Annotated in this window: 10 protein-coding genes; 1 reads left to right on the forward strand and 9 read right to left on the reverse strand. The window is 38.3% G+C overall.

What is annotated here, in order from left to right:
* Window positions 1-11: 11 nt before the first annotated feature.
* The 7 genes from Q0947_RS09980 to msrB all read right to left on the reverse strand — a co-directional run bounded on the left by Q0947_RS09980 (window position 12) and on the right by msrB (window position 8540).
* Window positions 12-3713: a metallophosphoesterase gene (locus Q0947_RS09980; RefSeq protein WP_299396582.1), complete on the reverse strand. Its 3702-nt coding sequence runs from the start codon at window positions 3711-3713 to the stop codon at window positions 12-14.
* Between the two features lie 165 nt (window positions 3714-3878).
* Complete coding sequence (locus Q0947_RS09985; protein WP_299396585.1) at window positions 3879-5099, reverse strand: bifunctional alpha/beta hydrolase/OsmC family protein; 1221 nt, start codon at window positions 5097-5099, stop codon at window positions 3879-3881.
* A gap of 12 nt (window positions 5100-5111) precedes the next feature.
* Window positions 5112-5624, reverse strand: a complete 513-nt coding sequence (locus Q0947_RS09990; RefSeq protein WP_299396587.1) for a peptide-methionine (S)-S-oxide reductase — start codon at window positions 5622-5624, stop codon at window positions 5112-5114.
* A 22-nt stretch (window positions 5625-5646) separates the two neighbouring features.
* Window positions 5647-7209 (reverse strand): protein adenylyltransferase SelO, encoded by a 1563-nt coding sequence (locus Q0947_RS09995; RefSeq protein ID WP_299396590.1) that lies wholly within the window; start codon window positions 7207-7209, stop codon window positions 5647-5649.
* A gap of 16 nt (window positions 7210-7225) precedes the next feature.
* Window positions 7226-7495: a GNAT family N-acetyltransferase gene (locus Q0947_RS10000; RefSeq protein WP_299396593.1), complete on the reverse strand. Its 270-nt coding sequence runs from the start codon at window positions 7493-7495 to the stop codon at window positions 7226-7228.
* A gap of 16 nt (window positions 7496-7511) precedes the next feature.
* Complete coding sequence (msrA, locus tag Q0947_RS10005; RefSeq protein WP_299396728.1) at window positions 7512-8063, reverse strand: peptide-methionine (S)-S-oxide reductase MsrA; 552 nt, start codon at window positions 8061-8063, stop codon at window positions 7512-7514.
* A gap of 18 nt (window positions 8064-8081) precedes the next feature.
* Complete coding sequence (gene msrB / locus Q0947_RS10010) at window positions 8082-8540, reverse strand: peptide-methionine (R)-S-oxide reductase MsrB (RefSeq protein ID WP_299396596.1); 459 nt, start codon at window positions 8538-8540, stop codon at window positions 8082-8084.
* Between the two features lie 146 nt (window positions 8541-8686).
* On the opposite strand from msrB, the gene Q0947_RS10015 reads away from it, so the two are divergent.
* On the forward strand, window positions 8687-9967 hold the full coding sequence (locus Q0947_RS10015) for a Pycsar system effector family protein (protein WP_299396598.1): 1281 nt from the start codon (window positions 8687-8689) through the stop codon (window positions 9965-9967).
* On the opposite strand, the gene Q0947_RS10020 is transcribed toward Q0947_RS10015, so the two are convergent.
* Window positions 9964-12342: a GAF domain-containing protein gene (locus Q0947_RS10020; RefSeq protein ID WP_299396601.1), complete on the reverse strand. Its 2379-nt coding sequence runs from the start codon at window positions 12340-12342 to the stop codon at window positions 9964-9966. The genes Q0947_RS10015 and Q0947_RS10020 overlap by 4 nt on opposite strands.
* Before the next feature lie 277 nt (window positions 12343-12619).
* A complete protein-coding gene (locus Q0947_RS10025) occupies window positions 12620-14281 on the reverse strand; it encodes an alpha-amylase family glycosyl hydrolase (RefSeq protein ID WP_299396603.1) in 1662 nt (553 codons plus the stop codon).
* Window position 14282: the final 1 nt, after the last annotated feature.

The raw sequence follows: 14282 nt of genomic DNA on the forward strand, positions 1-14282 counted from the left end.
ACAGGAAGGGTTTAAAAGTTTAAGCCGAAACCAAATGAAAATCGGGATCCGTCTTCTCCTGTAAATAAATTAAATGTTCCTGAAAGTGATGTGGCCGCGGTAACTCTCAATCCGCCACCAAAGTCATTATGCCATTTTTTAGAATGCTCATCTTTTAACCACACTCGACCAACATCTCCACCTCCAAAAACAGTGATTTGTAATGGCAATAATCGCGTTTTAATGGATGGAAAACTATAGCGTAAATCAGCACTTGCTACCATAGAACTTTTTCCAGTAAAGCGTTCTGCTCTATAACCTCTAAGGCCAGTATCGCCTCCAATATTTGCCGCTTGATAGAACAAAAAGTTATTCCCGAAACGGAATTGACCTCGGACATCAGTTTTAAGCACTAATGTTTTATCTTTTGTTAGGGCATTATAAAATCCGACATCAGAATTGATATATCCATACACTTCATCAGCATCTTGCAGATTGGTTCTTGCGCCAACATCAAGATTAAAAGTCATCCCTTTTGTTGGGTTCATCTTATTATCAGCACTAAAATAATCGTATTCCGCTTCTAAAGCTCCAAAATAATGACGCTCATAAAACTCCTCATCACTCTCAGGATGCACGGTGGTAATAAATCGATCTTGAGAAGGATCCAATTGAATACCATCAAAAATAGCTCTAAAACCGTAATCACTACCAAAAGCGGAACGTTTAAGCACCCCTATATGACCGCTATAGATGCTCTTTTTAACTCGGTTAAAGTCGAAATGCTCAGCATTATTTTCAGTCTCATTTCCATAACCAAAAAAGTTATTGGTATATGATTCGTTCGTATATGTACCGCCAACATTTAAATTCCAATCGTAAAAGAAATTGGCAAATTCGCCTTCATAGTCCACTTTTAATCCGCTGGTATGAAAAGCATATTTAACATCAAAAGCATGTTGTTGTGAAAAAGGATTACGCTGAAATCCGTTAATCGTATATATTACGGATCCGCCCAATAAAAATCCATCATCAGGATTATAACTTAAGTTTGGAGTAAGTGCGGTGCCTTTAGTTCGGTTTTTTTCGAAGTTAAACAGGTTCAAATTATATACATCTGTGAATTTCACTTTTGCCCCACTTTTTGATAAAACTGTATTTTCTTTCGACTTATGATCATAGATTTTAACGCGCTTACCTTCCTTTATATCATAAATATCATTGCCTTGGCCACCAATAATTCTCGTAAAAATTAAATCATCTCCTTTGCCATTCACTATAAATTGGTCATGGTCATTCAACCCATAAATCCAAAGTTCCTTAGTAACTTTTCTATCAAATGTCTGATCAATAAAAGGCTCACTAATACCGCCATCTTTAAGTCTGGATACTTTTACTTGAGTTAAACCATTCCCTAAACGCGTAATTTCAAAATAATCGTCCTTATCAGTTCCAGTCAAGACAACCAACTCATTTAAATAATCATAATATCGGTTAGCAATGTCTTGCATATTGCCGCGACGGCCTTTCAGCTTCACTTTAATATCCTCAATAATACTATCCTGAACTTCCACAGGTACATTACTGAATGCTTTTTCGATCACCTCATCAGTAACGTTCTCTTCTAAAAACTTCGCTTGCTTTATCCAGGCTTCTCTATTGGATTGTTGTAAAAGCACACGGTCCAATTTAACACCGGCACTGTTCATCCATTTCACATCTGTTAGTTCTTCATCATATACCTGTAGCTGTCTTGAAGATCCAGAAATGGACCTCACAATATCCAACAAGGTCCCGTCAAAATTTGAAAACACCTGATCTCTATCCCTCGGAATTGGCTTGTACAGCTTATCGCCGTTTTCTTGATTGAATTGTGCCCAACGCCATTGATCCTGGTGTCTGTCCCAATCGCCAATCAACATGTCAAACAAACGCGCTCTGATGTAAGCATTTTCATCGATTTTGTATTTTTCATCTTCCCTAACCTTTTCAATAATATCATACGTACTTTCAATATCATCGGCATAGCCAAAATTACGTTCGTCCGTATAATTTTCTTCCGGGCGTTCCTCAATCATGTATAATTGACCACCATAACCCGCATTAAATTCGCCCAAGGTTTTATGCTTCGGAATGTAGAAAATACGCGGATTGGTATGGTATATTTTTGCAGCATCCGCCAAATCAGGAATAGCCATGAAAGCGTACGGATGGGCAGCCGTGTAGAAATCTAAAATAAGACTTTCAATTTCAGTTTGCTCATAATCATCCGTCACATAGGAGTTTTTAAAAAGTACTTTTTCTAAATATTGCGTCGGACTTTTACGTAAGGCGCGCATGTTCAACTCTCTTCCATCCTTAGTTTTGAGTCTTAAGGATTTGGTTTGGTGTCCACCACCAGCTCGCACAACTTCCAATCCGCCGTAAAGCGTGTCTAATGTTGCTACAGATGCTTTTATCGGTTTGCTATAGATACTACGGTAACGATCTCCTAAAAGCATTTTATAGATTGAAGACTTATCAGTTTCTTCATCTGAATAAATAGAGACTTCAACCTCGTTCGGGAATGTATCCGGCAAAATTGAATAATCATAAATTTTTGTTGGCGGATATATCTCCTTTTGAAATAATAAATGCGGTTCATTATTCTCTGAACCGAAAGCTTGCACCCAAGAACTGCCGTCCTTAAACACCGTTAACACAGCAAAACCCTGAAGTCCGTACGCAAAAACGCCATGCGCTTTTAAATTGACCTGCCCCGTTTTGGAGCCTGAACCGGATACAATTTGTTTTATATTCCCGTTGTCTATGTACTGTAAGGTGTGTTCGTGACCTGATACAAAAACAATATTCCCGTTTTCAGTGGCTAAGTTTTCCAAACGATCCATCAAATCATTATAAAGTTCATTATATCGATCTTGAATGGAAACACCGCCTTGTGACCTAATTTGAGTGACTAAGGACGCCAAACCTGGCATAGGAATTCTGCTTTGCATAGGGAATAGATGTTTCTCCAACGCAAACTGACCACCGTGCGTGCTATTGGTGTACATGGGATGGTGCATTGCAAATACAATAGTTTTGCCTTGTGCTTTCTTAATCTCCCCCTCCAATTCGAGCATTAAACGCTCTCTAGTTTTTATGACGCAGTCTTCATTTATGGTAGGATGACGGTCCCAATTTTCAAGGTACCATTGCGTGTCCACAATAATCAATTGAATGGTTTCACTCACGTCGATGCTTTTAAGAGGACAGCCGTTTTCAGGAAAAAAACTGTTTTCGTCCAACGCTTCCTTGATGTATTGTTCCTGCAAACGCACCCCGGTAACACCACCGGAATACCATTCGTGATTACCAGGAATGAAGATGGTTTGACCCTCAAAATTCTCAACAGATTTCACTTGGGCATTCAGCATATTCTCAGCACTACCTCTGTATTTGTGCTCAATTTTAGGAAGGCCTGCAGGATAAATGTTATCTCCCAAAAACAGGGTGTAATCTCCTTTTGTGTCCTTATCAGAAATATACTTTTTAAAGGCTGTCAATCCCTGCGATAAACCATTCATTGGTGATAAACCAGCATCTCCGACCAAATAAAAAACCTTGTCTACCTCTTTTTCAGGAAATATATTTTTTTGATCTTCCTTGTCTATAAATTGAGCTTGATATGAGGCACAAGCATTTAATAAAAAGGCAGATAAAAGAAGGATTGAGAGGTTTTTTATCGTATTCATTAATTGGATAATTTTTTAATTTTTGTCCGAAAGGGTGTTTTTACTGAATAAAAAGCAATAGCCTACTTTTTAATTTTTTTATTGCGAAATGAGTGGTGCTCCATCCGAATTATAAAAGATACAAATTATTTCTTTTGTCCATCTCAAATAACACGCAACGCTATTTTACGCAATGACTTCTGTATCTATAACAATTTCGCTTAACAACGTTTTATGAACCGGACATTTTGAAGCAATCTCGGTTAATTTTTCTTTTTGCCTCTCGTCTAAATCGCCAATAAATTTGAGTTTTTTAAGTAAATGATCATAGCGCATTGATTTTCCTTTTTCTTGCATCAAATCTTCACTATGCTTTTTGGAATAAGTAATATAAACCAACACTTCCTGCAAATCCCATTTTTTACGTTCAGCATACAGTTTCAGGGTCATTGCTGTACATGATGCCAAGGCGGCACTTAGAAAATCGTAAGGTGAAGGTCCAAAATCATCTCCACCAAAAGATTCCGGTTCATCAGCCACAAAACTGTGTTTTTTAGTTTGAATAGAGGTTGTAAACTTATCTTCCAATAAATTTAGATGTGCTACCAATTGCTGGTCTTCAGTATCCAAAATCTCATTGTCTTCGGTTTCGAAATAACCCTGAACCCAAGTGCCAATCATATCACCCACATATATACTATCGGCTTCATTGAACAATAAATGATCTGCATCATTCAAACTGATAAAACTTTTGGGATGGAAAGCATTCACAAACAGTGTTTGCGCATTCTCAATTCCCACTACTTTATCAAAAGGCGCGTGCATAATAAGAATTGGCTTACGGAGATTTTTTGTGATTTCCGGCAAATCCGTTTTATCAAAATCGTCAACGAACTCTTGATTAATTTTAAAAGGACGCCCTCCAATATTCACCTCAACATCACCTTTTTCTGCAATTTCATTCACATGATGGGAAAAATGCTTTTTCACGTGTTGTGTTGATGCTGGCGCACCAATGGTAGCCACGGCTTTTACATTATCCAGTTGAGACGCTGCAACAATTACGGCCGCACCTCCCAAGGAATGACCCACTAATAAGGATGGTGCTTCATAATGCTCTTTCATATAATCATTAACCGCCATAAGGTCATCCACATTTGCAGAAAAATAACTATCAGCAAATTCACCTTCACTTCTACCTAACCCTGTAAAATCAAAACGGACGACACCAAAACCATGTGCGGTGAGTGCCCTACTAATATTCTTTACTGGTTTTAAAGAACTACTACAGGTAAAACAATGTGCGAAAATGGCGTAATTGCGAGGTTTTTGATTGGCTGGCAACTCCAAATAAGCTTGAAGTTGAAGGCCTTTGGCATTTTGTATATTGAGTCGTGTACTTTCCATAATAAGTTTTAATTAAGCTTTTAAATGAACCATTTTGTGCGGATCAACAAATCCTGAGAATTGCTGTAAGAGCAGTTTCAATTTCGGATTGATATAAGTTTCACAAAATGGTGCTTCTGGATTTTTAATATAGTAATTGGTTATTTCTTCTCTTGATGGCTCAAAATCATGAAAAGGTAATGTTTGTGTAATCACCTGGTTATTGAATTGATATTGAAAATCTTGGAGCATAGCCGCTACAACGTGATGCTGTTCTTCGTTAAAAGTATAGACTGCCGAACGGTATTTTTTTCGCATGGAATGGTTGGATGTGCTATTATGAGTCAACAAATGTATTTCAATCAAGGTGATTAAGTTAATACATTTGCGATTAAAATGAACGATAACCGCTTCAGAAAGATTACTATTCTCCCCTGTTGAAGCAATATAACCCTGCTCAACCTTTTCCACACCTTTTAGGGCTTGAAAGACCGCTTCCGTACACCAATGGCACCCGCCTCCAAACCCTATTTTATCCAATATCATATAATGTTTTAAACGTATTTAATTAGGAGCTACAGGACAACATGCTGCATCCCACTTTATCACGAGCCCATTCTGGTCGTTTTGCAAACCATTTTTCAGATTCAGGTTGTTCATCATACGGTTTTTTCAACAGTTGAAATAATTCATCTATCAAAGAATAATCGCCTTTATCAGCAGCATCAATGGCTAACTGCGCCATATAATTTCGCAATACATATTTAGGATTAACCGCGTTCATTTGGAATATACGTTCCTCATTAGAAACAGACTCCGTCAAAAGTCGCTCAGCATAACGCTCAAACCACGCGTTCCACTGTGCTTTTATTTTATCGGAAAGTTCTATTGGGTTATAAAATGCATCATGAACAACACTTAAGCCTTGCGAAGCATTATTCGGATTGAATTTGTTTAAATTCCGAAAGAAAATTGTCATATCCGTTTCCGTCAGTTGCAACGCATCTTCCAACTCTTGAATCAGCACACCATCGGAAGGATTTTCTGAGCTCAAACCTAATTTATTTCGCATCATAGCCTCAGACTGAAATTCGAAATCGGTAGTATACTTTTCCAAAATTGCTTCCATCGCTTCCACATCTTCAATCAGCGGATAAAGCGCGTTGGCAAGTTGGTATAAATTCCAAAGCCCGATGTTGGGCTGGTTTCCGTATCTATAACGCTTATGTTGACTGTCTGTCGTATTTGGAGTCCATCCAAAATCAAACCCTTCCAACCAACCATATGGTCCATAATCTATAGTCAAACCGAGAATAGACATGTTATCTGTATTCATCACGCCATGCACAAATCCGACACGCTGCCAATGAATTATCATCTCCAAAGTAAGCGCGCACACTTCAGCGAAAAACTTTTTGTAAGTTTCCTTTGATGGCGCTCCTAGATGAGGAAAATGTTCTTTTATCGTAAAATCAACTAAGACTTTTAAATTTTTATGATCCTGGCGTGCTGCAAATATCTCATAACTTCCAAACCTTAAAAAACTTGGCGAGACGCGACTGACAATCGCTCCTTTTTCGTAATCGGGATTGCCGTTGTACATCACATCTCGTAACACTTTATCTCCAGTTAAGGATAAGGATAATGCTCTGGTAGTGGGCACGCCTAAGTGATACATCGCTTCACTACATAAGTATTCCCTGATGGAAGAGCGTAAAACCGCCAAGCCATCAGCAGTACGGGAATACGGCGTTTCTCCAGCACCTTTTAGTTGCACTACCCAGCTTCTATTATTGTGCTCAACTTCAAACAAATTAATGGCACGACCGTCTCCCAACTGTCCGGCCCAATTCCCAAATTGATGGCCGGCGTAACACATGGCATAAGGGGTCGTGTTTTCCAATACGGTATTGCCGGTAACCACATTCAAAAATTCTTCAGATGCAGCATCCGTTTCTGTCAAACCTAAGTTCTCTAGCATTTCAGGGGATACATGCAGCAATTCAGGATGTGATGTCTTTTTGGGGGTAACATATGAAAAACACGCTCCCGTTACCTGTCGTCTCGTATTTTCAAGAATTGGATCTGCAGGTAATTGAGTCGTAAATTTATTTTTGATGTTAAGCTTCATTCGTTTTATATTCCGTTTATCCGATAATGGCATTCCATTTTTCACTTCTTTTGGCTACTGATTTTATATAACTACAAACAGCAACTGCTTCATAGCCTTCGTCAGTCAATTTCTCAAAAGTCTTTTTTACCAGGACTTTCCCGATACCTTGTCCGCGGAGTTCTACCGGCACTTCACTATAGACCAAATGCATTTTTCCATCCTTCATCTCGTAATCTATTTTGGCAGTTTCACCATCCACTTCCATAGTAAATTGTTGCTTGTCTTTATCGTGTATTACTTTCATAGCTTTCTTAATTTAATTAAACATTTACGTTTTTCAATTTATCAGCATGCATCTTACGCAGTTTGGTCAACTTAGGCGTAATTACTGCACTGCAATAGCCAGCAGTTTGGTTATTGGCATAGTACCCTTGATGAACCTCTTCAGCTTTATGGAATTTTTCTGCTGGACTAATTTCAGTAACAATCGGATTTTCATAATAGGGCGCGATTTCTTCAACCACCAACTCGGCAATATTTTTCTGCTCTACATCCGTATAAAAAATTACGGAACGGTATTGCGTACCCACATCTGCACCTTGTCGATTTAGGGTTGTCGGATCATGACTGGTCATAAAAACAACCAGCAAATCTTCATAACTTATTATCGCAGGGTCAAAACTAACCTGAACTACCTCAGCATGTCCCGTTAAACCGGAGCACACCTCACGGTAAGTAGGCGTTCCGGGAACAGTCCCGCCCATATACCCTGATTCTACTTTATGGACGCCTTTGAGCTCATTAAACACAGCTTCAACACACCAAAAGCAGCCACCTCCTACGGTCATTATCTCTAAATCTTTATCTGTCATCATTTTTTATCTTTTTGATTACACTTCCTTTTTTGAAGTATCCATTGTCATCGATTCCGAATTCACACAATAACGCAATCCGCTTGGTTCCGGCCCATCAGGAAACACATGTCCTAAATGCGCATCACAAACATTACACATCACTTCTACACGTACCATTCCATACGATGTATCTCTTTCGTACTTAATAGCATTCTCCTTTATAGGCTGCGTAAAACTCGGCCAACCTGAGCTCGATTCAAATTTTATTGTCGAATCGAACAATGGGGTATCGCAACACACACAGTTGTACTGTCCTTCATCATAAACGCTACAAAGCGCTCCCGTTCCCGGTGCTTCCGTACCCTTTCCTCTTGCTATTTTAAATTGTGATGGTGTAAGGATCTCACGCCATTCAGCTTCTGTTTTTTCAATTCTTTTATCTGGTTCCGGATTTCCGTTTACCGCAAAATCCATGACATTTTTCCATGTAAGCATAACATTCAAGTATTTTTCTTAAAGTTAAAAATTATAATAGGTATTTGGACGGAATTTAACGTTTTGCATTACAAAAACTCGCCTTTGTGTCCACATACTTCATTTATTTTTTAGTAATTTGTATCACAAAATTCACAAAGCATTATATGACTGATATCATCAAAAAAACAGAAGACTTTGTATTCCAACTTTTTAAAAAGGAATTACCAAATACCTTTCTATATCATAATTTCACACATACCAAACGTGTTTTAAAAAGCACTAAAGAGATTATAGAAAACTCCAATATCAGCACAGAGCAATCCACCATACTTCAACTTGCCGCCTTACTTCACGATACAGGGTACACTAAAACCAGAGAAGGTCATGAAGAAGAAAGTGTTAAGATTGCGACCGAATTTTTGAATGAACACCAAGTAGATCAAAACATAATCGATGCCGTTAACGATTGTATCATGGCAACGAAATTTAAAGATGCTCCACAAAACGAATTGGCTAAAATTATAAGAGATGCGGATGCTTCACATTTTGGAAAATCTTATTTTAATGAAGCCAGTGAATTTTTAAGAAAAGAATTGGAATTACAAGAGGTCAGAACGTATTCACCTTCTGAATGGCTTGAAGAAAACATAGACGTCCTTTCTCAAAGGCATCAGTTTTATACAGATTATGCGTTGAAAAGTTGGCAAACCCAAAAAGAAGACAACTTGGCCGACCTTATCCAAACCAAGAAAAAAGAGAAAAAGAGGCACCAGAAAGAAAAAATGAAGGCCGAACTTAAAGCAAAGGCTAAAGATGACAGTCCGGAACGCGCCATTCAATCCTTTTATAGAACTGCTTTAAGAAACCACATCAACCTTAGTGATATTGCAGACACAAAAGCGAACATCCTGCTTTCAGTGAATGCCATTATCATCTCATTAATGCTTTCAACCCTGTTTGCCAAATTTGATAATCCGGCCAATCAATTTTTGATTACGCCTACTATTATATTAATGCTGTCCAGTATTGCATCGATGATTTTATCAATCATTGCAACACGTCCTAATATTACTAGTGGGGAATTTACCAAAGAGGATGTCGAAAACAGAAAAGTAAACTTGACGTTTTTTGGGAATTTCCATAAGATGAAACTTGAGGATTTTGAATGGGCAATCAACGAACTTTTGAAAGATAAAGACTACGTGTACAGTTCGTTAACTAAGGACCTTTATTTTTTAGGAAAAGTATTAGATAGAAAGTACCGAATTTTAAGAGTCACTTATACCGTTTTCATGATTGGTATGATTGTTTCGGTATGCGCTTTTGCAATATCTTTTAAGTTTACACCTCATGCAAAATTGGAAGAAGTTTTAAAGCCTGAAAACACGAGCTTTAATAGCATTCAACCAACAACAATAGATGCCTCAGAGAATTTTTATGTTTAAGCATTAAATTCACTTACCAAATCGTCGTAGGTATAATACTGCTGCTCATTCTCCTTTGTGTGGTATAAAATTGATACACGGATGGCCTTCAGCCCAGTAACACCCTGAAGGTCTTCCAATTCTAAGAGCTCTATTTCATTATCGAAGATGTTTTTGTGCTGCAAATATTTGATATAGTTGAGGTAAGCCTCTTCATCTTCTTTTTGCGAATAGATAATTGCGAGCTTTCCTTTTTGGGTTATGCGCTCATTTGTATCTTTTATAAGTGCTTTGTCCACACGTTTTTTCACCACTTCATAGCGGGCATTATAAGTGCCGTCTACATCAAATTGTTTTTCATCCATCCTAAATTGAATGGACAACGGTTGATGATACGCTAAAATCATTGAAGCCACATCTACCGATGCTGGAAATTCATTCTTATTTTGGTAAAATTTATTTTCCATTTCAGCCATGACCTGAAGTTGCCAAAGTCGTAAGTTATAGAGGTACATTTTATTAAAACTCTCTTCCTTAGTGATGGATTCCCCAATATACATATTGTGCTCAACGCCATCTGTTTTGAAGCGCTCAAAGTAATGTGGATAGATTTTTTGGGCTTCAATTTGCTTCTGATCTATAACAGAAGCCATTTTTTTATTGATCAATGCAATCGTATCGTCATAATGTTTACGGTAGTAATAGACAAGCCCTAAATTCTCATTTATTTTACTGAAGTAATCGTCTATAGCCTCGACTAAATCGTCATTTTTTTTCTTTAAAAACTTGAATAACGGATGGATTTCCTTCTCAAAGAATTTTACTATTTCCTGTTCTGTATCAACCCTAAAATGATCTATCAGCGCTTCTGACAACTCACCCATTTGGAAATCGAGCTGCTCATAAATAGGCAAACGCTCAGTTTCCAATAAGGTGGCAAGTATTTTCTTTACCATGCCAATTTGCATGGACAAATCTTTACGCGTAGCTTGATTTCTGGCATCTGAAGATCCTTTCACATCAATCTGGCCAAATAAAGGATAAACATCAGGAAAAGAAATCTCACCAAACGATACGTTATTTCCTTCCTTTTGTTTTCTATCAAGAAAAACACGCGCCTCCCTTTCAAATTTCCAACGCACACTTGGATGAATGGAGGTGCATTCTTGCTGGATAACAGCTTCAATTAACGTTTCCTGCTCCTTTTTAGAGCGCATGACTGATGCAACAATAAAAGGCATCACATCAATCAAGATATTGGCATTGATACTATTTAATTCATGCACTTTGGTAGAAACGATCTCCAAAACCCCTAAAAGTTGTCCGTTAGAAGCAATTGGTGCTAAAATGGCACTTTTGATACCGTGTTCATGCAAGGTTTGATATTGTGCTTCCCCGTTTGATAGTTTATAATATTTGTCTACGTCAGGTATGGCAAAATAGCTATTTTCTGTAATGAGCGCCTTATAGGACGCCTCACACAAGAGGGTTTTACAGGAGCCATTGTCATTATTAAAAAGCAAATAACTATCAATTCCGGCACCTGCAATACGCTCAAAACGCTCTTCAGTTTTATTATAAGCTAAAAACCCAACTTTGACATCTTTCAGATTCAATAGCGATTCAAAAAGATGTTTAAAATCATTCGTGAAATCCTTATGCTCATCGTTTCCGCTGGCTAACAAATTGGATTTAATTTCAGATATGGAACGGTCGTCCGTCACATCAAAAATATTATTGATGGTAAAGCCTTTAAAAATATAACTCTTTGCAGGGAACTTTTCTCTCCATAAATCTATATTGTCATAGCTCTCCAACAGCAAGCTATAATCCTCTTCCGTTATTTCAGGTGCGTCATCTGTTTTAAGGATCTCTACAAAATCAGCATTGTACAATATTTTGTAGGTACGCAAAATACCGTTAGCGTTTGGAATTTCATAAAAGAAAGACCTTCTAAAATTGATATCATAACCGTAATAAAACTTTAAGATAATCGCACAAGCTTCTCTGTACATATCATCTCCTGGCGGATTGGCGATTTTCAACTCAAAGTCATCTCCAGCATTTTCAATGATTGACTTAAATCGTTTTGACGCATTGAAAATTAAACTATGAAGAACGACTGAGGCTGTTTTAATTTCATTATTAGTCAGCAATTCATTGAAAGAATCTTCAAGAAGGATATTAATTTCCTTTTGATACGAATAAATCAAATCAATATTAGTAAAACCCTCTCTGAGTTCAGGCGCCGAATTTCCCGCTTGCAATACACGTTGCGCCTTAGCTACCAAAAAAGGATCGTCACTTTCAGCAAGTTCTTCATAAAATTTTAAGAGCTTGTTGAAACTCACTTTTATTAAAAATGGCGAATCTATATGGGCGTTAATGTCTCTCATAGGGTCATAATATTTTCAAATTTACGGATTTTTGAGTTGGCCAAAAAAAAAAATCGTGAAGTCTCACAAGGAGATTCACGATTCTGTAGGAGCTGGTTTTTATAAATTCTCTCTATTTACTAATCAGTCTACTCGGTTCTCGATACATTTTTAAGGCTATCGCTAACGCAATCGACTTAAAAACACTCCGGTTCTCGATACATCCCGAAAGTTTTAGCACAACCCTCTTATCAAATCATTTCCGAAGCTTTGGGGGCACTCGAACTGACAAACGGAACTACTTCAATTCTAATAGGACAATGCTATATTCTGAATCTATTTGAACGCGACCGTCAATCACCTTTGACTCTTGCTTAGAATACGCATCTCTCACTATTGAACCTTCCTTAAACACGCGTCTAACGTCTAAACTTTTTATTCCTTTAGATAATTCAAGACCTACTACAACGACATCTTCAATATCGTCCTTTTTGTAACTTCTATAGAACACATAAGGACTTTCGGTAATCATTTGATGCACGCCAGCACCAACTGCGGGATGGTTTTTTCTGAACTGTCCCAACTTCTGCCAATGCGCTAAAACACGTTTTGTATGATCTTCAGAAGCGATGCTTTCCCAATTCATAAACGAACGCAACGTCGCGTCTCCAACCGTGCCTTCTATTACCAGCGATCTTGCGGATTCGTCGCCATAATACACTTGGGATGTCCCAGGAGCTAATAACAGCTTGGTAGCGGTTTCAAAAGGTTTTTCCCTGTTGGCATCAAAAGGTTGACCATCATCATGAGACGATAAGTAATTCAAGACGCCATACCCTTTTAGAGGATTTTGAAGGGCATCCGTATATTTCTTAAATAGTTGTTCGTAGCTTAATTGGGCTGCATCATATTTAAACTCAAAATTGATCAAACTGTTGAAAGCCTTATCAAAATAATTGATGTGTTTTCCGCCTAAGTCATACGCTTTCCCTGAGGACACGCCATAGCCATACACTTCACCTACCAAATAGAATGCATTCGCATCTAAAACCGCCTCTGGATTATTGCTTTTCCATTCGCTAAACGCATAATCACATTCGATCTTAAATTCTTGCCAAACGGATGCTTCCGTATGTTTTACGGTATCGACACGATAGCCATCAATACCATATTCCGTAATATAATCGGTAAGCCATTTCATGATATAAAATCGCGGGGCCCTCGGATGTCCGGTACGTTCAAAAAACGCATCTAATTCGGCAACTTCCTGGTCATATCGTCCTTCTGCCTTCCATTTTTCCACAAGTTGCGGTGGCAAAGCAACATCTTCATTACTTTCCGTTCTAATGTCCGGTAGATTTTGAACCAGCGTACACGAAACAGTCGCATCATACGAGCTATAATCGCAGGTAGGATTTGTACGCACCCATTCGTCTGGCCAAACAGGATCTACAGGCGTGACAGGCCCCGTATGATTGATTACTGCGTCCAACACCACCCGAATTCCTTTACTATGGGCGGCATCTACTAAGGCCTTTAAATCTTCTTTTGTTCCAAAATTGGGATCAATTGCTGTCCAATCTTTGGTCCAATAGCCGTGAAATCCGTAGGTAACACCCGTACCTTCATCAGTTCCTCCGTGGATTTGCTCCACGATAGGTGTCATCCAAATGGCATTGACACCAAGGTCCGAGAAATAACCTTCTTCAATTTTTTGGGTAATGCCTTTTAAGTCACCGCCTTCAAAACCTCTCAACTTCCCTGCTTCCTGCGTGCGATTAAAATTCACGTCGTTGGTACGATCACCATTATGAAATCGATCAGTCAGCAAAAAGTACAAATTAGCGCCTTCCCAAACGAAAGGCGCATTAGTCTTCTCTTCCATGTTCACTTGCGAATTTCCTTCTTGACAACCCATCAGCACAAAACCACAAAGCAAGCACCATAAAACTTTTGTCATG

The organism is uncultured Gelidibacter sp., from assembly GCF_947500795.1.
Taxonomy (GTDB): Bacteria; Bacteroidota; Bacteroidia; order Flavobacteriales; family Flavobacteriaceae; genus Gelidibacter.